The organism is Bifidobacterium sp. LH_416 (genome assembly GCF_056357055.1).
This window is the reverse complement of sequence record NZ_JBKEVJ010000001.1, coordinates 250,081-273,628: the sequence shown is the minus strand read 5'-3', so window position 1 is coordinate 273,628 and position 23,548 is coordinate 250,081. Positions and strand designations below refer to the sequence as shown.

General features: G+C 55.2%; 23 protein-coding genes. 18 read left to right on the top strand and 5 right to left on the bottom strand.

The window, feature by feature from the left end; translation table 11 throughout:
- Positions 1–54: 54 nt before the first annotated feature.
- The 8 genes from AC1AY0_RS01325 to AC1AY0_RS01290 all read left to right on the top strand — a co-directional run bounded on the left by AC1AY0_RS01325 (position 55) and on the right by AC1AY0_RS01290 (position 7,425).
- Positions 55–408: a rhodanese-like domain-containing protein gene (locus AC1AY0_RS01325; RefSeq protein ID WP_476523443.1), complete on the top strand. Its 354-nt coding sequence runs from the start codon at positions 55–57 to the stop codon at positions 406–408.
- Between the two features lie 176 nt (positions 409–584).
- Entirely contained in the window at positions 585–1,145 is a 561-nt protein-coding gene (locus AC1AY0_RS01320) for an HD domain-containing protein (RefSeq protein WP_476523444.1), read from the top strand.
- 6 nt (positions 1,146–1,151) lie between these two features.
- Positions 1,152–2,063: a putative ABC transporter permease gene (locus tag AC1AY0_RS01315; RefSeq protein ID WP_476523445.1), complete on the top strand. Its 912-nt coding sequence runs from the start codon at positions 1,152–1,154 to the stop codon at positions 2,061–2,063.
- A gap of 175 nt (positions 2,064–2,238) precedes the next feature.
- The gene (gene tyrS, locus AC1AY0_RS01310; RefSeq protein ID WP_476523446.1) at positions 2,239–3,561 is read left to right on the top strand and encodes a tyrosine--tRNA ligase; all 1,323 of its coding nucleotides are present in this window, start codon (positions 2,239–2,241) and stop codon (positions 3,559–3,561) included.
- A gap of 25 nt (positions 3,562–3,586) precedes the next feature.
- Positions 3,587–5,362, top strand: coding sequence for a tetratricopeptide repeat protein (locus AC1AY0_RS01305; protein WP_476525590.1), 1,776 nt, complete (start codon positions 3,587–3,589; stop codon positions 5,360–5,362).
- A gap of 9 nt (positions 5,363–5,371) precedes the next feature.
- A complete protein-coding gene (locus AC1AY0_RS01300) occupies positions 5,372–6,406 on the top strand; it encodes an HAD-IIA family hydrolase (protein ID WP_476525588.1) in 1,035 nt (344 codons plus the stop codon).
- 33 nt (positions 6,407–6,439) lie between these two features.
- The gene (locus AC1AY0_RS01295; protein ID WP_476523449.1) at positions 6,440–6,589 is read left to right on the top strand and encodes a hypothetical protein; all 150 of its coding nucleotides are present in this window, start codon (positions 6,440–6,442) and stop codon (positions 6,587–6,589) included.
- Positions 6,590–6,651: 62 nt separating this feature from the next.
- Complete coding sequence (locus tag AC1AY0_RS01290) at positions 6,652–7,425, top strand: TlyA family RNA methyltransferase (protein WP_476523450.1); 774 nt, start codon at positions 6,652–6,654, stop codon at positions 7,423–7,425.
- On the opposite strand, the gene AC1AY0_RS01285 is transcribed toward AC1AY0_RS01290, so the two are convergent.
- From AC1AY0_RS01285 to AC1AY0_RS01275, 3 genes are all read right to left on the bottom strand, one after another.
- Entirely contained in the window at positions 7,407–8,078 is a 672-nt protein-coding gene (locus tag AC1AY0_RS01285) for a hypothetical protein (RefSeq protein WP_476523452.1), read from the bottom strand. The two genes, AC1AY0_RS01290 and AC1AY0_RS01285, sit on opposite strands and share 19 nt — an antisense overlap.
- Before the next feature lie 142 nt (positions 8,079–8,220).
- On the bottom strand, positions 8,221–8,883 hold the full coding sequence (locus tag AC1AY0_RS01280) for a potassium channel family protein (protein ID WP_476523454.1): 663 nt from the start codon (positions 8,881–8,883) through the stop codon (positions 8,221–8,223).
- Positions 8,884–8,937: 54 nt separating this feature from the next.
- Positions 8,938–10,410 carry a TrkH family potassium uptake protein gene (locus AC1AY0_RS01275; RefSeq protein ID WP_476523455.1) on the bottom strand — a complete coding sequence of 491 codons (1,473 nt, stop codon included), beginning with the start codon at positions 10,408–10,410 and terminating at the stop codon, positions 8,938–8,940.
- Positions 10,411–10,630: 220 nt separating this feature from the next.
- Between AC1AY0_RS01275 and AC1AY0_RS01270 the strand changes: the two genes are divergently transcribed.
- From AC1AY0_RS01270 to AC1AY0_RS01260, 3 genes are read left to right on the top strand one after another with little or no spacing between them, the layout of a single operon-like run.
- The gene (locus tag AC1AY0_RS01270; RefSeq protein ID WP_476523457.1) at positions 10,631–11,587 is read left to right on the top strand and encodes an NAD kinase; all 957 of its coding nucleotides are present in this window, start codon (positions 10,631–10,633) and stop codon (positions 11,585–11,587) included.
- The gene (gene recN / locus AC1AY0_RS01265) at positions 11,587–13,344 is read left to right on the top strand and encodes a DNA repair protein RecN (RefSeq protein ID WP_476523459.1); all 1,758 of its coding nucleotides are present in this window, start codon (positions 11,587–11,589) and stop codon (positions 13,342–13,344) included. Before AC1AY0_RS01270 ends, recN begins: the two co-directional genes overlap by 1 nt.
- A gap of 51 nt (positions 13,345–13,395) precedes the next feature.
- Positions 13,396–14,049: an HAD family hydrolase gene (locus AC1AY0_RS01260; protein ID WP_476523460.1), complete on the top strand. Its 654-nt coding sequence runs from the start codon at positions 13,396–13,398 to the stop codon at positions 14,047–14,049.
- A 10-nt stretch (positions 14,050–14,059) separates the two neighbouring features.
- On the opposite strand, the gene AC1AY0_RS01255 is transcribed toward AC1AY0_RS01260, so the two are convergent.
- Positions 14,060–14,680, bottom strand: coding sequence for a GNAT family N-acetyltransferase (locus AC1AY0_RS01255; protein ID WP_476523461.1), 621 nt, complete (start codon positions 14,678–14,680; stop codon positions 14,060–14,062).
- A gap of 242 nt (positions 14,681–14,922) precedes the next feature.
- Here AC1AY0_RS01255 and AC1AY0_RS01250 point away from each other — a divergent pair, with 242 nt between their 5' ends.
- The 7 genes from AC1AY0_RS01250 to AC1AY0_RS01220 all read left to right on the top strand — a co-directional run bounded on the left by AC1AY0_RS01250 (position 14,923) and on the right by AC1AY0_RS01220 (position 21,514).
- Entirely contained in the window at positions 14,923–15,348 is a 426-nt protein-coding gene (locus AC1AY0_RS01250; RefSeq protein ID WP_476525586.1) for a GntR family transcriptional regulator, read from the top strand.
- Between the two features lie 58 nt (positions 15,349–15,406).
- Positions 15,407–16,339, top strand: a complete 933-nt coding sequence (locus AC1AY0_RS01245) for an ABC transporter ATP-binding protein (RefSeq protein ID WP_476523463.1) — start codon at positions 15,407–15,409, stop codon at positions 16,337–16,339.
- The gene (locus tag AC1AY0_RS01240) at positions 16,336–17,067 is read left to right on the top strand and encodes an ABC-2 transporter permease (RefSeq protein WP_476523465.1); all 732 of its coding nucleotides are present in this window, start codon (positions 16,336–16,338) and stop codon (positions 17,065–17,067) included. Before AC1AY0_RS01245 ends, AC1AY0_RS01240 begins: the two co-directional genes overlap by 4 nt.
- Positions 17,067–17,786, top strand: a complete 720-nt coding sequence (locus AC1AY0_RS01235; protein ID WP_476523466.1) for a hypothetical protein — start codon at positions 17,067–17,069, stop codon at positions 17,784–17,786. Before AC1AY0_RS01240 ends, AC1AY0_RS01235 begins: the two co-directional genes overlap by 1 nt.
- A gap of 272 nt (positions 17,787–18,058) precedes the next feature.
- On the top strand, positions 18,059–19,777 hold the full coding sequence (locus tag AC1AY0_RS01230) for an ATP-binding protein (RefSeq protein ID WP_476523467.1): 1,719 nt from the start codon (positions 18,059–18,061) through the stop codon (positions 19,775–19,777).
- A gap of 130 nt (positions 19,778–19,907) precedes the next feature.
- Positions 19,908–20,378 carry a GntR family transcriptional regulator gene (locus tag AC1AY0_RS01225; protein ID WP_476523468.1) on the top strand — a complete coding sequence of 157 codons (471 nt, stop codon included), beginning with the start codon at positions 19,908–19,910 and terminating at the stop codon, positions 20,376–20,378.
- Positions 20,379–20,380: 2 nt separating this feature from the next.
- Positions 20,381–21,514, top strand: coding sequence for a DUF1648 domain-containing protein (locus AC1AY0_RS01220; protein WP_476523469.1), 1,134 nt, complete (start codon positions 20,381–20,383; stop codon positions 21,512–21,514).
- A 297-nt stretch (positions 21,515–21,811) separates the two neighbouring features.
- Here AC1AY0_RS01220 and thrC read toward each other — a convergent pair whose 3' ends face one another.
- Complete coding sequence (gene thrC, locus AC1AY0_RS01215) at positions 21,812–23,302, bottom strand: threonine synthase (RefSeq protein WP_476523471.1); 1,491 nt, start codon at positions 23,300–23,302, stop codon at positions 21,812–21,814.
- Positions 23,303–23,548: the final 246 nt, after the last annotated feature.

The window sequence follows — 23,548 nt, the reverse complement described above, 5'->3', positions numbered from 1 at the left end:
GCGAGAAGCAGGCCCACAGGGGGATTGCACAACAGATGAGGGGAAACGGCGACTATGCCAATCACATTGCATAATGATTCGGAAACAGACGACGAGGAACTGCAATTCGGCCATATCACGCCAGCGGAATTCGCGGCACTGGATTCAAGCAAAGTCACACTGCTTGATCTGCGCGAACCAGCGGATGTAGCGGCTCATCCTATTGCCGGAGCTATCAACGCGCCGCTCGATCCACTGGCACATGTGCTGAAGAACGTGCCGAAAGAACGCAAAGTCATTGTCTACTGTGCTGAAGGCTGGTGGAGCGAGGAAGTTGCCGAAATCCTTGCTGATCGTGGCTACGATGTAGCAAGCTTGGATGGAGGCTTCCGCGCCTATCAGCAGTACCTCAACGATCAACAGCAGTAACAATTGTCTCTCGCAGCATCTGCCAACTACAAGTATTTCTCGTAAATCCTCCCATAGGATGAGTGTGAGCGGTAATGCGGCTGCCCTACAATCAGTCACGGCAATACCCGACGTATATGTGCAAAACGTTGGGTTCATATCGTTCAACCGCCGAAACTGATTGGGAGGGCTATACCGTGGGACGTCTGCTCACACGAACGCAGATTCAACTACTGGTCGCCAAACATGGCCGAGATGTGTTCGAGCACGAACATATGGAAATCGAACGCTGCTGCTATCAGCACGGCAATGTCACCACATTCGCCCACTCAGTACGCGTGGCATGCCTTGCCGTCTGGATGGCAGACCGTGCGCATTTGTGGCATCACGTGGACGTCAAATCCTTGATTCGTGCAGCCCTGCTCCATGATTATTTCCTCTACGATTGGCACGACTGGGATAACGGCACTCACCGTTGGCATGGCTTCACCCACGGGCATGCTGCGCTGGTCAATGCGCTGAGGGATTTCAAACTTAATGCCATCGAACGAGACAGCATCGAAAAGCATATGTTCCCGATGACGCCAATTCCACCGCGATATATCGAGGGTTATCTGGTTACGTTGGCGGATAAGATTTCCGCCACCCGTGAGACTTTCTCGATGGGCCGCTTCCATAAGAAGGCACTGCCCACTAAACCATTGCGTACTGCATTGCAATCGTGTCGTCCCCGCACGCAAATCACGCAGGGGCGGTAATCGGCAATGCTGCTTGTTCTTGAATACCTGTTCCTATGGTTCATTTTCTACAGCTTTGCAGGCTGGGTCTATGAATCGATTCTGGTGTCCTGCCAGCAACGTCGATGGGTGAATCGTGGGTTCCTCAACGGTCCGTTATGCCCGATTTATGGCACAGGCGCGGTAACCGGTGTTGTGCTGCTCGGGCAAGTGCATAACCCGATTGTGGTGTTCCTCATTTCCATGATCGGCGCCACGATTCTGGAATATGCCACATCCTGGGCTATGGAAGTGCTATTCCATGCCCGATGGTGGGATTACTCGCATTTCCGATTCAACATCAATGGTCGCGTCTGCTTGCTGGGTGCTGTGGTATTCGGTATTGGCGGTGTGGTGATTGTGGATATCGTGCAACCGGAAGTCGCGCGAGTCACCGATATGATTCCGCTGCATATTATTCATGTGCTTTTCAGTGTGCTGCTGATTCTGACCATCATCGATACCATCATCACCGTGTGCGGCATTGTGAACTTCGACCAGAGCCTCGAACAGTTCAAGATTGCTATGGCCAAATACGGCGATACTGTGCGTGAGAAGGTCGGCGATGCAGTCTTTAACGCCACGGATATGGCCACAGGTGTGGTTGGCGGTGCCGCTGATCTTGCTTCCAAAGCTTCCGGCATGATGAGCGATGCCTCCGGCAAACTTGGTGGCATCATGCCGGCCAAGGTAGGGGAGAAGGTTGGCGAATCCTGGCAGAACGGCAAGGATATGTCCGCTGAATTGATGCTGCGTATTCGAGACGCCGCTGATTCTGTATTCAACCGCCAGCAGCGCCGTATGATCGCGTCCTTCCCAAGGCTGAAGTCTACGAATAATAACGATACGTTGCAGCAGCTGCGTGAGACTCTCGAAAAGTTGTATCGCCGCGGTCAGTGAGTATCAGTGAGTGTATATGGTGCCGGCTGAGTGTTGGAGCATGAGCCGGACCTGTTGGCAGGCTTGAAAACCCGCATATCCGGTACTGTCGGTGTGTTCTGCGAGACTTATAGACGCTTGAAAACAGGAGTAAAGCATCGTCAATACACAATTCGATAGGGAGAAGCTACACGCTATGGCTCACGTCACCGACTTCAAGGAAGCGGGTTTCACCACCCTGCTTGAGGAACTGGAATGGCGCGGGTTGATTTCCCAGTCCACGGACCGGGATCGACTCGCACAGGCACTGAACGGCGAGCCCATCACGTATTACTGTGGCTTCGACCCGACCGCTGCTTCGTTGCACATCGGCAATCTGGTGCAGCTTATTAATATGCGTCACTTGCAGCTTGCTGGTCATCATCCGATTGCTTTGGTCGGTGGCGCTACTGGTTTGATTGGTGATCCGCGACAGTCCGGTGAGCGTACGCTCAACCCGAAGGACGTTGTGGCTGGCTGGGCTGAGCGTTTGAAGAACCAGATTGGCGGCATTCTGGAAACCGAAGGCAGCAATCCGGTGCGATTCGTGTCCAACTACGATTGGACCGCTTCTATGACTGTTATCGACTTCCTGCGCGATATCGGTAAGAACTTCCGTCTGGGCACTATGCTGGCCAAGGACACGGTGGCTCGTCGTCTCAACTCTGAGGAGGGCATCTCCTTCACCGAGTTCAGCTACCAGGTGCTGCAGGGCAACGACTTCCTGCACCTGTTTGATGAATACCATTGCACGCTTGAGCTCGGCGGTTCCGACCAGTGGGGCAACCTCACTTCCGGTCTCGACCTGATTCACAAGGTGCGCGGCGTGGACGTCAACGTGTTCACCAGCCCGATTATCACTGATGCTTCCGGCAAGAAGTTCGGTAAGTCCGAAGGCAACGCTGTATGGCTGGATGCTACTATGCTCAGCCCGTACAAGTTCTACCAGTTCTGGATTAACCGCCCGGATGTGGAGATGGAAAGCCTGTTGAAGGCATTCACCTTCCTGCCTAAGGCTGAGATTGAGCGTCTGGTGGAAGAATCCAAGACCAACCCTGGTGCTCGCGAGGCTCAGAAGACTCTGGCTTGGGAAGTCACCAGCTTTGTGCACGGCGAAGCCGCGACTCAGGCTGCTATTGACGCTTCCGGTGCTCTGTTCGGCCGTGGCGGCAACCTAGCGGACATTGATGAGGAAACGCTTGAATCCGTACTGGATGGCTTCAAGGTGGCCGATGAGAACGGTGAGCATGTGTTCCCGGTGGCCAAGCCGGGCGATCGCATCATTGACGCCGCACAGGCTGCCGGCCTGTTCAAGTCCGGATCTGAGGCACGCCGCGCTATCAAGTCTGGCGGTGTGTACCTGAACAACAATCGTATCGAGGATGAGGAGCAGGTGCTTGGCAAGGATGATTTCCTTGCTGGTCGTTTTGCTCTTATCCGTCGTGGCAAGAAGGCGCTTGGCGCCGTGGAAAACCGTTAATAATTAGGGATTAAGGAAACAATAGATGGCAGAAGGTAACGAGCGTTCCGGAAAGTCCTACGGCGGTCATAAGGGCTATGGCGACCGTCGCCCGTCCAACCGTGGCGGCAAGGGTTTTAAGCCGCGCGGTAAGGGTGGTTTCAAGCCACGCCGCGATGGCGAAGGCTTCAAGCCGCGTCGCCACGATAACGGTGATGGTTATGCTCCTCGCCGCGATGGTGAAGGCAGTGAGAATAGCCGCGGAGGCTTCCACAAGTCCTACGGCAAGTCCGGTGGATTCCATAAGGGTGGATTCCGCAAGGATGGCGAGCGTGGTGGATTCCGTCGTGACGGCTTCCACAAGGGCGGTCCGCGCCGCGATGGTGATTTCAAGCCGCGTCGTGAAGGCGAGGCCGGTGAGAACCCGCGCTACCAGCACAATGATGGTGAGCGCCGCAACTTCCATCGCGATGATCGCAAGGACTTCCATCGTGATGGCGATCGCCGTAGCTTCCGCCGTGACGGCGAACGTGGTGGATTCCGCCGCGATGACCGCCGTGACAATGATCGTCGTGATTTCCATCGTGATGGTGAGCGTCGTAACTTCCGCCGCGATGACGATCGTCGAGACAACCGCGGCTTCAACCGTGATGGTGAACGCCGTGATTTCCATCGTGACAATCGTGACGGCCGTCGTGATTTCCGTCGTGATAATGATCGCAAGGATTTCCGTCGTGATGACCGCCGTGATGGCGAGCGTCGTGAATTCAATGCCGAGGAAAAGCGCGAATATCGCGAGAACAAGCGCACTGAATACATGAGCCGTCCGCGCCGCAACTCTGACGGCACGATGAGCTTCCCCTCCCAGAATCCGTACACCGCTCGTCGTCCTGATGAGCCGCGTATGCCGAAGGGCATGGAATGGTCCATGCTGTCCAAGGACGAGCGCGAACGTCTGCGCGGCCTGTCCAAGGAACATGCAGAGAACATCGGCCTGCATATTCTGGCTGCATACGCTCTGGAAGAAAAGGATCCTGAGCTGGCTCTTGAGCATGCCAAGTGGGTGGCCCGCCAGGCATCCCGTATCGATTTCGCTCGTGAGACGCTGGCTTTCGTGGCCTACCGTCAGGGCAATTACAAGCTCGCTCTTCGAGAGTTCCGCACCGCTTACCGCATGAATGGTTTCCAGGATTATCTGCCATTCATCGCTGATTGCGAGCGTGGCGTGGGTAACCCGAAGAAGGCTGTGGAAATCGCCCAGTCCGAGGAAGGCAAGCAGCTGCATGGCGCTCCCAAGGTGGAGATGTTCCTGGTTTACGCTGGTGCTCTTGGTGATCTGGAACTGTGGGATAAGGCCATCGAAGTGGTGCACACGGTAGGCCGTTCCCAGGGTCTGCCGGGCGAATACCGCATGCGCGCGGTGCAGGCTGAGCAGTACTTCCTTGAAGAAGCCGGCCGTACTGGCGAGGCTGAAAAGCTGGATAACCTGCTCGATCGACTCGAAGAACAGTATGCTGACGAAGACTTCGACGAAAACAGCGATGATGTGGTTATCGACCATGATTTGGCTGAACTGACCGACGATTCCGAGGTTCTGGAACAGCTCGGCATCGACCCGTCTGATGCTCAGTATGCGCCCGAACTGGAACCTGAAGACGGCGGCGATACCGAAGATGAGTCTGACGATACTGAGGCTGATGATGAAGAAGCCTCTGAGGAAGAGCCATCTGAGGAATCAACTGCTGAGGAAGCAGCAGATGAGTCTGACGAATCTGACGAATCTACTGAACCGACCGAATCAGCCGATTCCGCTGAGGAGTAAGCATTCACTATGACCCGTTTCCTCAAAGGAACTCATCGTTCCCTAGCTGAAACCTATCAGCTGGCACTGCTCGATCTCGATGGCGTGGTGTATCGCGGCAAGAATCCGGTGGAATATGCGGCTCAATCCATTCAAGCTGCCGAACAAGCCGGAATGACCATTGAGTACACCACCAATAATTCTTCGCGATTCCAGCATGTGGTGGCTGAACAGCTCAAAGGATTCGGTCTTACCGTAGAGCCTTGGCAGGTGATTACCTCTTCGGTGGTTGCCGCACGCATGGTGGCCAAGGCTCTGCCTGCCGGCGCTCGAGTTCAGGTACTGGGCGCCGATCATCTGCGCGAAGAAGTCAAGCGTAACGGGCTGACCATTGTGGACGGCCCCACCGATCATCCGCAGGCTGTAATCCAAGGCTGGTATCCGCAGATGACCTGGCAGATGATGGCCGACGTGGCGTTCGCGGTCGAAGCAGGCGCAACCTATTTCGTGACCAATCGCGATTTGACCATTCCACGAGAACTCGGCATCGCGCCTGGCTGTGGCTCAATGATCAAGGCTGTGATTGCCGCTACCGGTGTTGAGCCGGTGGCATCGGCAGGCAAGCCTGAAGCATATATGTACGACGAAGCTCGTGAACTCAATGCTGCCGAAGGTCATGATTTGGTTCCCAAGGAGGCATCACTGGCCATTGGTGACAGGTTGGATACAGACATTGAGGCCGGTAATCGCGGCGGTTACGATTCTTTGGCTGTGCTGACCGGAGTCACCAACCCTACAGAGCTGATGCTTGCTCCCGCGCATTTGCGCCCAACGTTTATCGCCAAAGATCTGCGCGAACTTGCCAACGCTCAGCCTGAGCCGGTTCGTGCTGAGGACGGTACTTGGGAATGCCGTAATGCCAGCGCATGGTTCGAGAATGGAACCGTGCAGGTCAGCGATTCCACCAGTATCGATGCACTGCGCGCAGCCGTCTGCGCGGCTTGGGAAGCTGCCGATAAGGGCGCATCTCTGAACCCGAGCACTGTACCGGCGTTTGCGCTTTAAACATCTCAACGATATGCCTCTGAAGGATATGCGATGACGGACAATGCATCTGAACGTGACTCAATCGTTCAACGCTTTCCCGAGCTTGCCAATCTTGATGCGAAAGATAATGACGGCAAACTCCAAGCGTTCAGAGATGCACTGTCCGCTTTGCAGCATGAGCTTGATACGAATCGACAGTAACGTAGCAATCGCAACGGTTATTCCGGAGCCCTGTACTGAGGAAACTTGTACTGAGGAAACCTATGTCTCAACAGTCTCTTGACCCATCCACGCCGCTCGACCGGCTTGACATGATGCTGGTGGCTGCCGGACTGGTCGAATCTCGAGCCAAAGCCCAGCGACTCATTAAAGCCGGGCATGTACGCGTTGACGGGCAGACCATCACCAAACCGTCGTACATGGTCAAAGCAGGGCATAGCGAACTTGCCGTAGACAAAGGCGATGATTACGTTTCCCGCGGTGCATACAAGCTGCTCGGTGCGTTTGACGCGTTCGCGGATGCGGGCCTCACCTCGCCGCAAGGTTTGCTGTGTTTGGATATTGGCGCATCCACAGGCGGGTTCACCGATGTGCTGCTGCGTAGGGGAGCGGCGCAGATCGTAGCCCTTGACGTTGGCCACGGCCAACTTGACCCACGTATTGCCAGCGATAATCGCGTTTTCGAAATGAGCGGCGTCAATATTCGCGAGGTCAATGCTGCGGACTTGCCTTGGGCTCCGCAGATGATTGTTTCCGATGTGTCATTCATTTCCTTAACCTACGTAATTCCAGTGATTGAACGCATTACCCAGCCTGGAGCACAGATTGTGCTGCTGGTCAAACCGCAGTTTGAGGTTGGTCGTTCAGGACTCGGTAAAAATGGCATCGTTGAAGACGCAGCATTGCGTGCTCAAGCGCTTGCAACCGTAGTTGATTGTGCAGCACAACATAGTCTTAACGTCAAAGCCACTGCGGATAGTCCGATTGAGGGTACGCACGGCAATGCGGAATACCTGCTTTACGCTGTTCGCAAATGAACGCGTTGGCATTTGCCGGCAAGTAACAGCACATTAGAAGTTCGATCAATGCCCAATATGGTTGAACAAACGGCATTTTGCACGGCGCTGCCATCGCGCAAAGCTGCCGTGTCCGCTTGCAATGTTTGACAACTGAGGTGGTGGACATCCACATCCTTGGCCTGAATGCTGCTGACATTGCTGCGCGCTTGATAATTGGTCATACCGAATCGTGAATACATTGTGCTGCACAATGGTTGCATCAACAGAGTTCTGCCATAAATATTGTTGCCTTGAATCACACCGTTCAGATGAACACTATCGGCGCTGATGCGATGGATGTTACTCAGTTTGCCGGTGATTGATAGATCTCCAGAACAACGAATATTGCCTTCAGAATGAAGACTTCCGATAAGTTCGATGCTGTCGCATATGAGATCTCCTTTGACCTCCAAAGTGCCGCATCCGCTAATATGTTTGACCTGAACTTTGCCGGTACAGTGCACGATTCCGTTGTCGATAATGAGTCGCTCGCCTGTGATTAGCGCAGCTTGTAAAGTACCTTCTACCATGGTGGTCTGGAATCGGACACCGTTGGCAAACGTAGTGTCTTGTTCCACTTCGATAAGGTCATAGTTGCCGCTATGAACCACTGAGCAACCCTCGTCGTACATCGTCGTACCCCCTTTGTTTCGGGTCTTGTGGCATAGCTTACGCATACACTACGTAATTATGTCAACAATGTTCACAAAATAGGGGGTATGACCTAAAAGAAAAATAGGGGGTATGGTCGACCCTGATAATCAGACCTGCTCATCAGCCTTGGATAAAGTGGTCAATCTGATCCTGCTTACCCATAATGATGAGCTCATCGTTACGATGCATCACAAGCTCGCGTGAACCGTATTGGAATTCTTTGCCAGGAGCTTTAATACCTACAACGGTGACGCCGTACTTGTCATGGACCTGTACATCTTCAATGGATCGACCAACGGCGTACAGCGGCGTATGAATTTTAACAACCGTGTACGGGCCATCGATTTCGATGTAATCCAGATAGTTGCCGGCCACCAGATGGCCCACACGCTTACCTGCATCGGTTTCCGCATTGATGATGTGGCGAGCGCCGATACGCTGCAGAATGCGCGCATGCTCTTGAGACACAGACTTGGCCCACAAGTCGGAAATGCCGGCATCCAGCAAATTGCCGGTAATGATTACCGAAGCTTCGATACTGTCACCGATGGCAACAACTGCAGTATCAAACTGGGAGGCATCAATCTGTTCGATGGCCATCACATCAGTCATATCAGCCTGAATGGTAGGCAGATGAGCAGACCAACGTGCCACAATTTCAGGATTCTTATCCACGGCGAGCACATCTTGACCCATGGCATCGAGCGTAGAGGCCACTGAGCCGCCAAATCGTCCAAGTCCGATGACCAGCACGCTTTTAGTGCCGCTCGATTTGGGTGCCATGATGAACCTCCTCATATGATGCTCTTTGGTCTCAAGAATAACTGGTCGAACGAATCAGCCGACAATAATGTTTTCCTGTGGATATCGAATGGGTTCCGGAGCCATTGGCCTGCTGATCGAGTAGGCGATGGTTAACGGTCCGAGACGGCCAACAATCATTTCGGCTGCAAGAATGAAGAGGCACGCAGGATTGCCGGCGCTGGCAACACCCACCGAATACCCACCGAGCGAAAATGCGGAGCATGCTTCAAACATGGCGTCAACGAATGTGCAGCCGGTCACGAACATCAAAGACACCGCACCGACGAATACGAGGAAGAAGCAGGCGGTGGTGACGGAAACGGCGGTCATCTGAATACGGCGGGGGATACGTCGGCGGAATACTGTGACATCGCGATGTCCAGTGAATGAAGCCGCGCAAATCAATACGATAACGGCAAATGTGGTGACTCGAATACCGCCTGCGGTGGAAGATGAACCCGCGCCGATGAACATGAGCAGACTCATAAACGCTTTGGTTTCATTGGAAACTTCAGGCACCCAGGAAATATCAAATCCGGCTGAACGAGGCATTACCGCTGCGGAAAGCGCGCGACGCATTTTCATGCCAGGGTCATCGGCTGGGAATAATCCCACATTGCCCCATTCAACGGCAAGGAACCACACCAGTGAGGTGACGACCAGAATGGCCGTGGTGGTTAGGGTGAGCTTGGTATGCAAAGTCCAACGCTTAGGGCTCATGCGTTTGCGGGCGCATTGCACAACGTTGAGCACTACAGGGAAGCCTAGTGTGCCCACGAAAGCACTCATCAGAATCGGCAGGCCAACGCCCCAACGGTTGATGTGCAGGCCGGTTGCGTCCGGGGTGAAACCGGTGTTGTTGTATGCGGAAACCGCGTAGAACAGTGCCTGCCATAATGTGCGTCCGACATCACCATGATTGACGCGGAACAATTCCGGCAATAGCAGGGCGAAGGTCAAGCTTTCAGCGATGGCGAATGTGGCGAATACCACGGACAGTACGCTTTTGATTTCAGAAAGCTTCGTAGTGCCCAGCTCGCTGGCCGTAAGCATGCGCTGTGAGACCTTCAAACGGCGAGATGCGCCAAGCGCCACCATGGAAGCGAAGGTCATGACACCGAGGCCGCCGAATTGGATGGAAAACAGAATCACCACTTGGCCGAACATCGACCAGTATTGTGCAGTGTTCACTACGGGAATGCCACATGTTGATAGGGCGGAGACAGCGGTGAAAAACGCCACTGGGAAGTTGGTGAACACCCAATCATGTGTGGAGAACGGCAGGAGCAGCAAAATCGTGACCACCACGATGAGCACAAGGAAATACAGGATGGAGAGGCGGCCTGGATGGCTGAGTAGACGGTCCGTGAGCCCGATGCGGCGGATACGACGCTCGAATTTAGCTTTTTCCTTGGCTTTCTCGCTTGGTTCATCGTTGGCGAACCACCACGATAATCCTTTGGAATCCTGTTGGTTGAGGAAGGATTCGTCGAAGTCGTTAGGCATGGTTCCTGTACTTCCTCAAACTACTTACTTACTGGTTATCTGCCGGCGTATTGGCGTACTGTATGGCCAAAGCTATTGTATGCCGTTGCTCTACGATAATCGACTCCGTGGAATTTGTGCGAGAACATTGCCTTTCAATGGCAGGTTCGACGGTTAGGATGGTCACTAGGTGCAGTCGACTGCTGCGACAATCACTGCGACAATCAAGAGGAGGAAGCCCATGGCCAAGCGCAATGCGGTGGTAGTGACGCATACGAGGCTCAGGCAGTCCGGAACCGTGGTATCCGAGGCCGTGAGCCAGCTGCGGGTCGCAGGCTTTAACGTCACCATCATCGATAACACTGAAGCTCCTGATTTCGGTGTGCAGCCGGCATGTGTGCCTGATGATACGGAAATCGTCGTGGTGCTGGGCGGCGACGGCACGATTCTTCGCGCTGCGGAACTCGTGCATTGCACCCAGGTGCCGATTCTCGGCGTGAATATGGGACATGTGGGATTCCTGGCCGAATTCGAAAGCTTCCAAATCGATGAAGCGATACGCAGGGTAGCTGAACACGATTATTCCATCGATGAGCGCATGATCGCCCATGTAGATGTGTGGCTGCCCGGCGCCAGTGAGCCGATTGAAGACTGGGCGCTGAACGACATCACGTTGGAGCGTGCTGATCGTGGCAAAATGGTCGAGCTGTCCATTCGAGTGGACGATGTGGAAATGAACTCCTTTGGTGCAGACGGTGTGATTGTCTCCACGCCGACCGGTTCCACCGCGTATGCTTTCTCCGCTGGCGGTCCGGTGATTTGGCCGAACGTCAAGGCTCTGCAGTTGATTCCATTAGCTGCTCACGCACTGTTCGCACGTCCACTGATTATTGGCTCAGGCTCTACATTTACTATCGATATTCTTAACGAATCCATGTCTGAAGGCTGGATTTGCTGCGATGGCCGCAGGCAGCGGGCTTTGCCGCAGGGCACGCGCGTGATGGTGCGTGAATCGCGTGACACGTTGCGCTTGGCAAGACTGTCCGGCGTACCGTTCACGAATCGACTGGTGTCCAAATTCGATCTGCCGGTGGTCGGCTGGCGTGAACATGCCAGGGCCGAAGCTACGGGGCAATCGACGCAATCTACGGTACACGAATTCGGCACAACCGATACGACTGGAGAAAAGACTGCCTAATGCTGGAAGAACTCGACATTCGCAATCTAGGCCCTATTCATGAGGCCACGATTACACCGGCACAAGGCATGACTGCTATCACTGGTGAAACCGGTGCAGGCAAGTCCATGTTGCTTTCTGCATTGAATCTGATTTCCGGTGGCCCTGCCGATGCCGGCCGTGTGACCACGGGAGCGGATGAGGCATGGGCGCAAGGCATTTTTGCAGTCAATGATGATGCTGCCGCTGCCGATGTTGCACATGAAGCTGGTGTTGACGCGGAAGACGGTGAACTGTTTCTGTCCCGTACCGTAAAAGCAGCAGGCCGGTCACGTGCGGTGCTTGGTGGCAAAAGCGTACCCAAATCCGTATTGGCAAGTGTCGCTGGCGAACTGGTTACCATTCACGGCCAAACCGAACAGCTGAAGATCGCCTCTGCGGCACGGCAGCGAGAATTCCTGGATAGGGCATCGGGAGATGACGCGCAATTAGAGGCTTACCATAACGCTTGGCGTGCGCTCGCGGACATGGATGAGCGGCTGTCCCGTTTGCGCTCGCAGGAATCCTCGGCTCGTCAACGCGCTGATTATCTGCGTGAATCGGTGGAACATATCAATGAAATCGATCCGCATGCCGGAGAAGATGAGGAGCTGAAGGCGAAGCGCGACCGCATCGAAAATGCGGCGGATATTGCCGAAGGTGTTTCTCGCGCGCTGGCTGCGTTGGATTCCTCACAGTTGGAGTTTGATGCTTCATCGGAGAGCGCGGGTGCTTCCGATCTGCTGCTTCAGGCTGCGCAAGCGTTACGAGGTATTCATGCTTCCGGTGATTTCAATGAGCTTGCTGACCGGCTTGAGTCGTTGAACGCAGAACTGCAGGACGTGGTGTTTACCTTGTCCGGCCATCTGGATGAGGATTTCGGTGACGCTGATTTGGATACCTTGAACTCGCGTATTCATGAGCTGGGGGAGTTGACTCGCCGGTGGGGTCCGACTTTGGCTGATGTCATTCAGTGGCGTGACAAGGCTGCGTTTGAGATTGAGGATCTTGACGCTTCTCCGGAGAAGCTTGCTGAGTTGGAATCAGAGCGTGCGGACTTGTATCGCAAGGCCGTTGCTGCTGCTGATTCGTTAAGTCATGTTCGAGCCGAGGCGGCGAAACAGCTGGCAAATCGTGTCACCGCAGAATTGGAATCCTTGGCCATGGCTGGCGCATCATTGGAGATTCGTGTCACGCGCCGCTCTGATGATGCCGATGGCTCGTTGGATGCCAATGGCGGTGATGACATTGCCTTCCTGTTCACCCCGTATGAGGGTTCGCCGCAACTGCCTATGGGTAAGAGTGCGTCTGGCGGTGAATTAAGCCGATTGATGTTGGCATTGGAGCTTTCGGCAGCGGATATGCATGCTGGTGCGGTATCTGATACGGATATGACGTTTATTTTCGATGAGGTCGACGCCGGCGTAGGCGGCAAGGCTGCGGTTGAGTTGGGCAAGCGTTTGGCTCGGCTCGCTCGTACCTCTCAGGTGATTGTGGTTACGCATTTGGCGCAGGTTGCTTCTTGGGCTGATAGTCAGTTTGTAGTGACCAAGATTCCGCCGGATGCCGATGACGATGCCGTAGGTGTGGTGACTACGGTAAGCGAAGTGCGCGATAATGCCCGAGTGCATGAGATTGCGCGCATGCTTTCCGGTTCGGAATCCGAAGCCTCGCTCGACCATGCGCGCGAACTGCTGTCTTCTTCTCAGCTCCCCTTGTCAGGGGAGCTGTCAGCGTAGCTGACTGAGGGGTAGTCGTAGTCGTGCATATTGTGAACAAGGGGAGTGACCATGTCTCAACACGGTAAAGCCGCCATTTTCGATCTCGACGGCACGCTGCTTGACTCCATGGGGGTCTGGGATCAGATTGATCGTGATTTCTTCGCACGCCGAGGCTTGGTGGTGCCGGATGATTATATGACCACGGTCGCTTCGATGCAGTTCCATGAAATCGCCGAATACACCATCGCGCGATTCGGCCTTCATGACACTCCTGAAGCGGTGATGGCTGAATGGGATGAAATGGCGCGCGATGCCTATGCCACCACGGTTCAGCCCAAAGCCGGCGCGGTCGAATACCTGCACGAGCTTCAAGCTGCCGGCGTCAAGCTCGGTGTGGCGACCACGTTGCTGCCGCGTCTGCGTGAGGCGGCCTTCGAGCATTTGGGCTTGACTGAGATGTTTGACACGGTGGTGACAGTGAACGATGTCGGTGCCGGCAAGGATAAGCCGGATATATACCTGCTCGTAGCCGAGCGACTCGGTGTTGCGCCGAGTGACTGCACAGTATTCGAAGACCTGCTCGTCGGCATTCGTTCCGCCAAGTCGGTGGGTATGCAGGCCTGGGCTATGTATGACGATTCTTCAGCCGCCGACTGGCCGGAAATCAAGCGCATCGCGGACGGTACACTCCACGACTTCCACAATGCGCCGCGCCTGTACTAGCGGGTTCAGCTCAGAAAATCGACTGCAAATCTGCGCTACGATTTGACTTGAAGCGCTGACGCTCCAGTTCCTCGCCCTCCTGGCGTTCCACTTTTTCTGAAGCGATGCGCTCCAGCAGCGTTTCGGTCGGCGCGCGATATATGACTTCGTCGTAGACGTGGCCATCGCGCTCCACGACCTCGGCATTGCGCGCGATTTCCTTAAAACCAAGCGACTCATACATATGCCGTGCGCGAAGGTTGAATGACCACACCTTGACGGTAATGGTTTTGGCCTTGAGCTGATCGGCAGCAATCTGAATGCCGAGCTTCATGGCCTGATTGCCGTAGCCGAGCCCTTGGAAGTATGGACCGATGAGAATGCCCATCGTGGCGTCTCTGTCCGGATCCTTGCAATCCCATGCGGCAATGTGCCCGATAGGCATGCCGCCCGGGTCAAGCACTGTGCGGCCGAAGCGATGATCGTCATTGACATCGCTCCAGCCGTGGAACTGAGCGTCCACCCGTTCGCGGGGGAGAGTGTCGAGTGTGGCTCGGCATCCATCCGCAACGGATACGTCATTCCACCAGGCTTCAAGGTATGGATAATCGTTTGGCTCTGTAGCGCGCAAGGTAACAGCGTTGTTTGGCATATCAAGCCCCTTTCCGCACTTAATTGTAGGCAGAGCAAATGTTTCGACTCGTGGACAAATATGTCTTATGAAGCATTGTTCTCCCAATATTCATGTGCGTTTCTGAACTGTTTTCTGAAGTGTGCTCATTGGCGCTGTTGTACTGTTATGTAACACACCTTGACAGTTTCGAATAACAGTTATACTGTGTTATATAACAGCTAAACAGCTGTGGTAGTAATCAACTTACGAAAGGGGCATAGGTGAAGCTGATCATCTCATCCGTGTCCGGCGAACCTATCTATGGGCAAATCAAGAACCAAATCCGAGCCAGTGTGCTGAACGGTGAACTTCAAGCGGGGGGGGCTTTGCCATCCCTGCGAAAGCTTGCCAAAGAACTGCGCATTTCCGTACTCACCGTCACCAGAGCGTATAACGAACTGGCCGATGAGGGCATTGTGCAGAACATCCAAGGCAAAGGCACGTTCGTGATGGACAAAGGCAACGAACTGATGCGCAATCAGCTCGAGACCCAAGCCCGCGCGAGCCTTGCCGAGGCCGTTCGAGCTGCCAAAGCGGCTGACATTCCGCTCAATGATTTGGCGACAATGCTCGATGAGGAATACCAGAACTCCTCTCTGGCTCCCCTTGTCAGGGGAGCTGGCGTGCGAAGCACGACTGAGGGGTAGTCATACGGATGGCGGGAGCATTTATCTTGGCCATCTAATGAAAGGGCAAGGCATGAATATGACCTCTGCAATAGATCAATCGCCGATGGCGCTCTCCGTCACCGGCGTAACCAAGCACTACAATTCCAGCTTTACATTGCGCGACATTACCTTCGACCTGCCGGCCGGTTACATCATGGGTCTTATCGGTCCGAATGGCGCTGGCAAATCCACGCTAATCAAGCTCGTCCTCAACATGATTCATCGCGACGCTGGTGAGATTCACGTATTCGGACTCGACAACATCGCCGACGAGGAAACCGTCAAAGAAAACCTCGGCATCGTCTTCGATTCCAGCTACTTCGTCGAAACATGGACGGTTAACAAAGTCGAGCAGGCGATGGCACCGATGTACCTCGCCTGGAACCATGCCACATTCGATGGCTATCTGAAACGCTTTGGGCTGGACCGCAAAAAGCGAGTGAAAGAGCTCTCCCGCGGCATGCAGATGAAACTTATGCTCGCCGTGGCTTTGAGTCATGACGCCAAATTGCTGGTGCTTGATGAGCCCACCAGCGGTCTCGACGTGCTCGCTCGCGATGAGCTGATGGACATCCTCCAGAACTACATCGCAGACGGTGAGCGTAGCGTGCTCTTCTCCACCCACATCACTGCCGATCTGGAGCGAGCTGCTGACTTCATCACCTATATCACGCGCGGCGAGCTTTACTTCACCGGCCCGGAAGACGAATTCGAGGAATCATTCCGCCTGGTCAAAGGCGGGCCAGACGATCTGGCTCCCGATGTCAAGGGGGTTGCGGTCGGCATTCACCGTTACGAGACCGGTTTCGATGTGCTCGTGCGAACCGAGGATCTGGGCAAGATCGCAGGGCTTAAGCCTGAAGAAGGATCACGCGGGGCGGCTGCGCTCACTGCCGAACCGGCTTCCATTGACGACATCATCCGACTGACCAATGCGGATGATGCCGCACACACCATGGAGGTGGCATGATGACCGGGATAATACGTGCATTTGGACTGGATTTGCAGCGGATCACTTCGCAGGGCGTGGTCTCGTTAGTGGCTCTGCTCATAGGCTTTCCTGTGGTGGTGATGGTGCTGGGAGGCGTTTCAGGCGGTGCCGATTATGTGTCTGGAGCTGCCGTTGGAGGTGCAGTCGGCGGTGTCTCCGCGATGCTAGCCCTGCTGCCGCTGAATACGTTCACCTTTGAACAGCAGGGGCAGAACAGTTGGATGAATGGGGTCATTCCGGTGCGGCGTATCCATCAGGTGATTGGCCGTTACCTTGTGGTGGCGGCATGCATGTTGACGTTGGCTTTGGAGGTCGTGCTCTGCGCCGGTGTCAGTATGTGGCTCGGCTCCGGAGCTCTCCTGCTTCCTGAGTTGGCGGTGTCCGTGCTGGCTGCGGTTGTGGCGTATGCACTGCTCGAATCGGTGATGCTTCCGTTGTGCTACCGGTTCTCATTCCAGAAGGCGTTACTGCTGATGATGCTCATCTGCGTGGGTTTCGGTGTGGTAATCGTGGCTGTATTTGCACTGGTGGCAAATCTCGCGCCTGCTGTGATTGACGGTCTGCTGGCTTGGGCTGCGTCGTTTGCCGAGCCTTTGTCGGGGATGTCTGTGATTTGGCTGTCTCTGGTCGGCATGGTTCTGATGGTTGCTGCTGTGGCGGTGTCGTTCACTGTGTCGCTGCGCATATATTGTGCGAAGGAGTTCTGATGGCATTCGTATCAGGCAGGAGCATGCATTGGCGTGCTGAACGCATTGCCCTGCGTATGGATTTCATGGCCATTACCGGTAATTCCGCAGTGGTGAACGTTATCGGATTTCTCGCTCCATTGGTGTTCACTCTGTTCACTTGGTCGGCGGGGCCGGATGATTCAGCCTTGCCAATCACGGTTATGGCATATCTGACTGTCATGTACTGGGTTGCATCGATTGCCGTGATGTTCATGTTCGGCAATGGCAGCCATCTTGCCTCAAGCCGAATGATCGGCGTGCTGCCGGTGGTCCGCCGTACACAGGTCAATGCGCGTTATCTTTCCGCAGGCGTGCTGTTCGTCATCTGCTTTGCGGAACTCGGCATAGAAATCGCGCTGTCCAGAATATGGTTCGGTATTGGCCTCAGCGCGCTCGCTATAGTGGTGCCGCTTTCCATGGCTGCATTCCTGGTACTGGCCTCCATAGTGATTCCGGTGTTCTACTCTTGCGACGATTTCACCAAGGCCTACACAAAATTATTCACCGGAGCAATCACCCTGTTCTTCGCCGTGCAAGTCATCCTGTTGCTCCTGCCCAACGGCGTGCGCTCGCAACTGCTGTCCCTCTCCGTTGCCATATCGCCGGTCGGTTGGGCTGTAATCGCGGCCGCAACATTGCTCGCCCTCATCGCCTCCCACCGCATCTCCTTGCGCATCTGGAGCACCAAAGACCTCTAGCATCAAAGTGGCTCCCTCTGACGAGGGAGCTGGCTCGCGCAAGCGAGACTGAGGGAGAGAAGACGAGGCGATGTCATCGCCGGGAAAATTGAATCGGCCGCAGGCCGATGCCCTTTTTTCTGACGGCTATCGCCGTGCTTCTCTCCCTCAGTCAGCTTCGCTGCCAGCTCCCTCGTCAGAGGGAGCCGAGACTTGCAACATATCAAACATAGTTAATATGTTTGATATGATAGTAATGATGTTATGTTCCAGTTGCTCGGCGGGGAGGTCTTATGTGGACGGAAGAGGAAATTGACGCTCTGCTGGAACCATTACGCTCGGCGCATTCGGATACACAGACCATCGAAATCAAGGAATCCGTTGGCGGGCTTCCCGTGTCCCTTGCTGAAACCATTTCGGCGTTCGCCAATGGTACTGGAGGAACGATTATCCTCGGGCTTTCGGAACATGACGGATTTACTCCAGCGCAAGGATTCAATGCGCAAGCTATGGCAGAGGCGTTAGCGCAGATGTGTCGCGATAAAATCACACCTCCTCTGCAACCGCTTATTGACATAGCGACATACCGGGATTCGAATATTGTTGTCGCGACCATCGACGAGGTCGATCCACTGGATAAGCCCTGTTATGTCCGGACTCGAGGAAGATACAGCGGTTCATTTATCCGTGTATGGGATGGCGATCGCAAACTCAGTCATTATGAAATAGATCGATTGTTGGAGAATCGGGCTCAGCCCACGCATGACAGGGAGCTTGTTGAGGACGCCACTATGCACGATCTCCTTCCTGATATCGTGCAGGGAATACTTGCTATACGCCGTAGACAGAGTCCTCGCATTTTCGGCAATCTTTCCGATGACGATGCCATACAATCCTTGGGAATAGCACGGATGGACGGCGATGGAATACTGCGTCCGACCTTGGCGGGCCTGTTGGTTGCTGGCAACTATCCCCAGCAATTCCTGCCCAGAGTTAACATCACGTTCACTTGCTACCCCGGGTATGACAAAGTGTTCGCCGGAGGTGTGAAGTTCCTGGACAATTGCTCTTTCGATGGACCCATTCCGGAGATTTTGGACGGAGCCTTGAACGCCGTACGAAGGAACATGCGTATCGGCGGCGTACTCGACGGCCCCTTCCGCAAGGACACCTATGAATATCCGGAAGATGCAGTGCGAGAGGCTGTAGTCAACGCCATTATGCATCGAGATTATTCTCCGTTGGCGCGAGGCGGGCAGATTCAAATCAACATGTATAAGGATCGTTTGGAGGTGCTTAATCCTGGAGGATTGTATGGTGATGTGACATTGCATTCTCTGAGCAGCCCTGGCGCCACATCTACACGAAATCAGACATTGGCGAAACTGCTTGAATGCACTCCGTTCCGCAACGCCACGGTAGCCGAAAATCGAGGTACTGGCTATAGCCTGATCAATCGCCTGCTTCAAGACAATGGCAACGGCGAACCGGAGATTTACAGCACGTTAAATACGTTCTCCGTCACTTTCCGGTCGTCGGATACTTCCCGTCTGCCGGACAGCCGCAGAGATCCTCGATATGCTGGTTGGTCGGATCGCCCTGACATCGATTACAGTGCTAGACAAGGATTGTCCAATGGACAGCAGGCAGCGATTTCCCATCCAAAAATCGTGCCTTTCCCGAAAAACACCATCGCGGGCGTCGAATTATCAAATCAGGATATGTACAACAAATACGCGCAAGGCGTCCCGGGATTGAGCGACGCGTATGCACGCATACTTGATATTCGGCCGAATACCGCAACATCCCACAATGAATCAAATCTTGAAGCGATATTGATTCAACTGCTTGCAGAACGCGGTGTGGCACAGACACCTGAATTGGTGGCGGCTACTGGCGCGCCACGATCAACAGTTACCTATCAACTCCGCAAACTGCTCGATAAAGGAATTATCGAACGTACACAACCCGCACGGAGTCCAAAGCAGGCGTATCGGCTGAAAGCCGCGTAAGTATCCGAAAAGGCGCACCATCATAGATGATGCGCTTGTTGTGATGACGTTGAGGCTTCGTTTTATCGCATAAGTGTTATAGTTGATATAGAACAAATAGAACGAATGGTCTGAGGCGGGGAGACGGACGATGATCATCGACATCGACCAACGCAGCGATGTGCCGATTTACGAGCAGTTGCACCGGCGGATCATCGCCGGCATCGCGAATGACGAACTCGCGCCCGGAGATCAACTGCCGTCTGTACGCGCGCTCGCCGTCGATCTTGGCATCAACTTGCACACTGTCAACAAGGCGTATGCTCTGCTGCGCGATGAGGGATACATCGTCATGCGACGCGGATCCGGCGCGATGGTCGCTGATCGAAGCGACAGCGGCGGCAACGCGACGGCCGATCGTGCGGCAGACGAACAGGACGTCCGCATGAACGACGAACTGCATAGGCTGGTGCTCGCCCACAAGGCCCGCGGAGGCGATATGGCCGCCTTTCTCTATGCCGCACGACGACAGGCCGAATGCGTTTACACGACATCGAACGATGTCGACGATGTATCGACCGTAACGACCGGCAGGCAGACCATCGGTCAGACAGGAGAGTGATCATGGATACGAACGCGGCGATGAACATCACGTTGGGCGTAACGTTTTTGCTGCCGATACTGATAACTGTCAGTCTGACGGCGGTTCCGTGGATCACCGACCGACGCGAGGCGTTCGGCGTCACCGTGCCGTCCTCGGCCCATGCCGATCCGGACATTCGCCGGCTCAGGCTCTCTTTCTCATGGACCATGGCGGCGTCCGGCATCATCGTGGAGCTCGTTTCTCTGGCTGCATGGCACTGGTTCGGCATCGAACCTGCGCTGTGGACTATCTCGATTGTGTCCGTTGCACTCACGTTGATCGGATTCGCGGTCCAGCAGGTCTGCCGCCGCGCAACGGTTGCCATCAAGGAACGCCGGGGATGGCATGCCGATACGGACCGCCGCGTCACGGTTATCGGTGAACCTGACAATCCCGAACCAGTCAGTCTCAACTGGGAATGGCTGCACATCGCGGCGCTCGCCGTTACCGTGGCGGTCGGCGTGCTCGGATACGCGCAGATGCCCGAACGCGTGGCGATCCATGAGACCATGGCCGGGCAGGTCGACGGATGGGCCGACAAAAGCCCGTGGCTGATCCTCATGGCGGTGCCGGGGCAGGCGATTGTGGCCGCGGTGCTGGCTGCCGCCCACGCGATGATCGTGTACTCCAAGAAGCCGATTGACCCCGACCATCCCGCCACGACCGGGTTCGCATACGGCGCGTTCGCCAGGGTTCTGAGCGTCTACACGCTCGTGATTGGACTACTGGTGGCCGGCTGGGTGGGTCTGGGCGTGCAGCTCGCTACCATCGGTGCGATCACCATCGATGTGTTCGCCACGATCGCGATGCTCCTCGCCGTCGTTGCGCTGACGAGCGCCCTGGTGATCAGCGTGTACTACGGGCAGAACGGTTCACGGACCTATGCCGGTGCGACATGCGGCGGAGGGACGGCCGGAACGGACGATGACGTGATGCCCTCGGATGACGACCGCCATTGGATCGCCGGTGCGTTCTATGTGAACCGCGACGATCCGGCCGTGATCGTTCCCAAACGGTTCGGCGTCGGATGGACGGTCAACTGTGCCCGCCCATCGGTGTGGCTCGCCGCGGCCGCGCTCATCCTCGTCGCCATCTTGCCCATATTCCTCGTGTAATGAACCTTCACGTGGCGTTTCTTCACGCGAGGAATTATCTCGTCCCACCGCATCTCCTTGTGCAGCTGGAACGCCAAAGACTTATAAGCAGAAATGGCTCCCTCTGAGGAGGGAGCTGTCAGCGAAGCTGACTGAGGGAGAGAAGCACGGCGATAGCCGTTAGAAAAAGGCATCGGCCTGCGGCCGATTCAATTTTCCCGGCGATGATATCGCCTCGTCTTCTCTCCCTCAGTCTCGCTTACGCGAGCCAGCTCCCTCGTCAGAGGGAGCCCCTGGTGTTTCTTGTCGTCTAGACGATCACAGTGCTTCGGCAGCGTTGGCTACGAAACGCTCCATGCCGTCGATTGGTACGACCTTGGTGAAACGCACCTCGGCGGTTTCCAGTCCGCGCAGCGCGGCTGGGGCAGTGGTACCGGTTTCGCGAGAGAGCACGTCCATGCATTCGAAATCGGTGCCGGTGGCGTCGAAGCCCAGAGACTCGTTTACCACGCGCGGGAACTTGTATGGGCTTGCGGTGGCCAGAATAATGCGCGGGGTCAGCGGATCATGCGGCATCTGCTGTGCCACGAAGTAGGCGCATGCGGTGTGCGGATCGATCACGTAATGATTCTTCTTCCAGCAATCGGCAATCATCTCACGCACCTGATCCTCATCGGCCCAACCGCAGCCGAACAGCTGACGAATCTTCGCCAACAGCGGCTCAGGAATCTCGTAGGTGCCCCAATTCTTAAGATCGTTCATCAGCATGGCAATCAGACGAGTATCGCCTTCGGACAAGTAGTACAGCATGCGTTCCAAGTTCGAGGAAATGAGAATATCCATCGAGGGGGAGATGGTCTGGTAGAACGGGCGCTGACGGTTGTACGTGCCAGTGGTTAGGAAGTCGAATAGCACATTGTTCTTGTCGGAGGCCACCACCAAGTGCTTCACCGGCAGGCCCAGCAGCTTGGCATAGTAGCCAGCCAAAATATCACCGAAGTTGCCGGTCGGCACCACGAACTCCACCTCGTCGCCCACGTTGATGACCTGGTCGGCGAGCAGCTGGGCGTATGCGGAGAAGTAGTACACCACCTGCGGCACCAAACGGCCCACATTGATGGAGTTGGCGGAGGAAAGTACCACGTGGGAATCCTTGGCAAGGCGTTCGGCGAGAACCTTATCGCCGAAAATGCGCTTGACTGCGGACTGGGCGTCATCGAAGTTGCCTTCCACTGCGGCCACGTTTACATTCGAGCCGGCCTGCGTAGTCATCTGCAGTTCCTGAACCTGGCTCACCTTGCCTTCCGGGTAGAAGACGGTGATAGCGGTGCCCGGAGCATCAGCAAAACCAGCCAGCGCAGCCTTACCGGTGTCGCCGGAGGTGGCGGTCAGAATCATGATCTTCTCGTCCGCGTCACCGCCGGCCGGAGTAGTGTGAGCCATGAAACGAGGCAGAATCTGCAGAGCCACATCCTTGAACGCAGAGGTGGGGCCGTTGAACAGTTCGAGAATGTAGTCATCGCCCAGAGGCTTCAACGGCGTGATGCGCTCATCGGACCACTGTGAACCGTAGGCGTCCGCGATGCACTGATTCAACTCTTCGGCAGTAAAGTCTGGCAGTAGCGCGCCGAGCACATCGGCAGCGATCTGCTGATAGGTCTTACCGGCCAGGTCGGCGATATCCACCTTGGTCTTGCCCAAGTCATCCGAAACGAACAGGCCGCCGTCATCGGCGATGCCCTTGCGAATCGCCTGCTTTGCAGTCAGAGAATCGGTGGTGCTGCGAGTGGAATGGAAGGTGGTAGCCACGATAATCCTTCAATCTTGAAGCCAGAACGGTTTAAAAATCCTCTCTAGTCTATCGTGCGCCTCGGTCAGGAACCCTTAGTCTCCCGCATGCTGGTTGGCGGCCAACGTTCTCCGCCACATTCGGGTGGTGGCCATTCGTACTGATGGGCTGAGGAGTATGAAGTTTTTCTTGATACCGGTGTGAACGGACATGCGATGTAATCGGGCCTTATGACCGTCTCTTTTTTCCTAGCCTGTAGCTGTCGC

Excerpts from the sequence above, each read along its gene's own strand:
- AC1AY0_RS01245 (WP_476523463.1), top strand. The coding sequence starts at position 15,407 with ATGACCTCTGCAATAGATCAATCGCCGATGGCGCTCTCCGTCACCGGC.
- AC1AY0_RS01225 (WP_476523468.1), top strand. The coding sequence starts at position 19,908 with ATGATCATCGACATCGACCAACGCAGCGATGTGCCGATTTACGAGCAG.
- recN (WP_476523459.1), top strand. The coding sequence starts at position 11,587 with ATGCTGGAAGAACTCGACATTCGCAATCTAGGCCCTATTCATGAGGCC.
- AC1AY0_RS01295 (WP_476523449.1), top strand. The coding sequence starts at position 6,440 with ATGACGGACAATGCATCTGAACGTGACTCAATCGTTCAACGCTTTCCC.
- AC1AY0_RS01305 (WP_476525590.1), top strand. The coding sequence starts at position 3,587 with ATGGCAGAAGGTAACGAGCGTTCCGGAAAGTCCTACGGCGGTCATAAG.
- AC1AY0_RS01300 (WP_476525588.1), top strand. The coding sequence starts at position 5,372 with ATGACCCGTTTCCTCAAAGGAACTCATCGTTCCCTAGCTGAAACCTAT.
- AC1AY0_RS01270 (WP_476523457.1), top strand. The coding sequence starts at position 10,631 with ATGGCCAAGCGCAATGCGGTGGTAGTGACGCATACGAGGCTCAGGCAG.
- AC1AY0_RS01285 (WP_476523452.1), bottom strand. The coding sequence starts at position 8,078 with ATGTACGACGAGGGTTGCTCAGTGGTTCATAGCGGCAACTATGACCTT.
- AC1AY0_RS01240 (WP_476523465.1), top strand. The coding sequence starts at position 16,336 with ATGATGACCGGGATAATACGTGCATTTGGACTGGATTTGCAGCGGATC.
- AC1AY0_RS01280 (WP_476523454.1), bottom strand. The coding sequence starts at position 8,883 with ATGGCACCCAAATCGAGCGGCACTAAAAGCGTGCTGGTCATCGGACTT.
- AC1AY0_RS01255 (WP_476523461.1), bottom strand. The coding sequence starts at position 14,680 with ATGCCAAACAACGCTGTTACCTTGCGCGCTACAGAGCCAAACGATTAT.
- AC1AY0_RS01325 (WP_476523443.1), top strand. The coding sequence starts at position 55 with ATGCCAATCACATTGCATAATGATTCGGAAACAGACGACGAGGAACTG.
- AC1AY0_RS01260 (WP_476523460.1), top strand. The coding sequence starts at position 13,396 with ATGTCTCAACACGGTAAAGCCGCCATTTTCGATCTCGACGGCACGCTG.
- AC1AY0_RS01220 (WP_476523469.1), top strand. The coding sequence starts at position 20,381 with ATGGATACGAACGCGGCGATGAACATCACGTTGGGCGTAACGTTTTTG.
- AC1AY0_RS01290 (WP_476523450.1), top strand. The coding sequence starts at position 6,652 with ATGTCTCAACAGTCTCTTGACCCATCCACGCCGCTCGACCGGCTTGAC.
- AC1AY0_RS01315 (WP_476523445.1), top strand. The coding sequence starts at position 1,152 with ATGCTGCTTGTTCTTGAATACCTGTTCCTATGGTTCATTTTCTACAGC.
- AC1AY0_RS01275 (WP_476523455.1), bottom strand. The coding sequence starts at position 10,410 with ATGCCTAACGACTTCGACGAATCCTTCCTCAACCAACAGGATTCCAAA.
- AC1AY0_RS01235 (WP_476523466.1), top strand. The coding sequence starts at position 17,067 with ATGGCATTCGTATCAGGCAGGAGCATGCATTGGCGTGCTGAACGCATT.
- tyrS (WP_476523446.1), top strand. The coding sequence starts at position 2,239 with ATGGCTCACGTCACCGACTTCAAGGAAGCGGGTTTCACCACCCTGCTT.
- AC1AY0_RS01230 (WP_476523467.1), top strand. The coding sequence starts at position 18,059 with ATGTGGACGGAAGAGGAAATTGACGCTCTGCTGGAACCATTACGCTCG.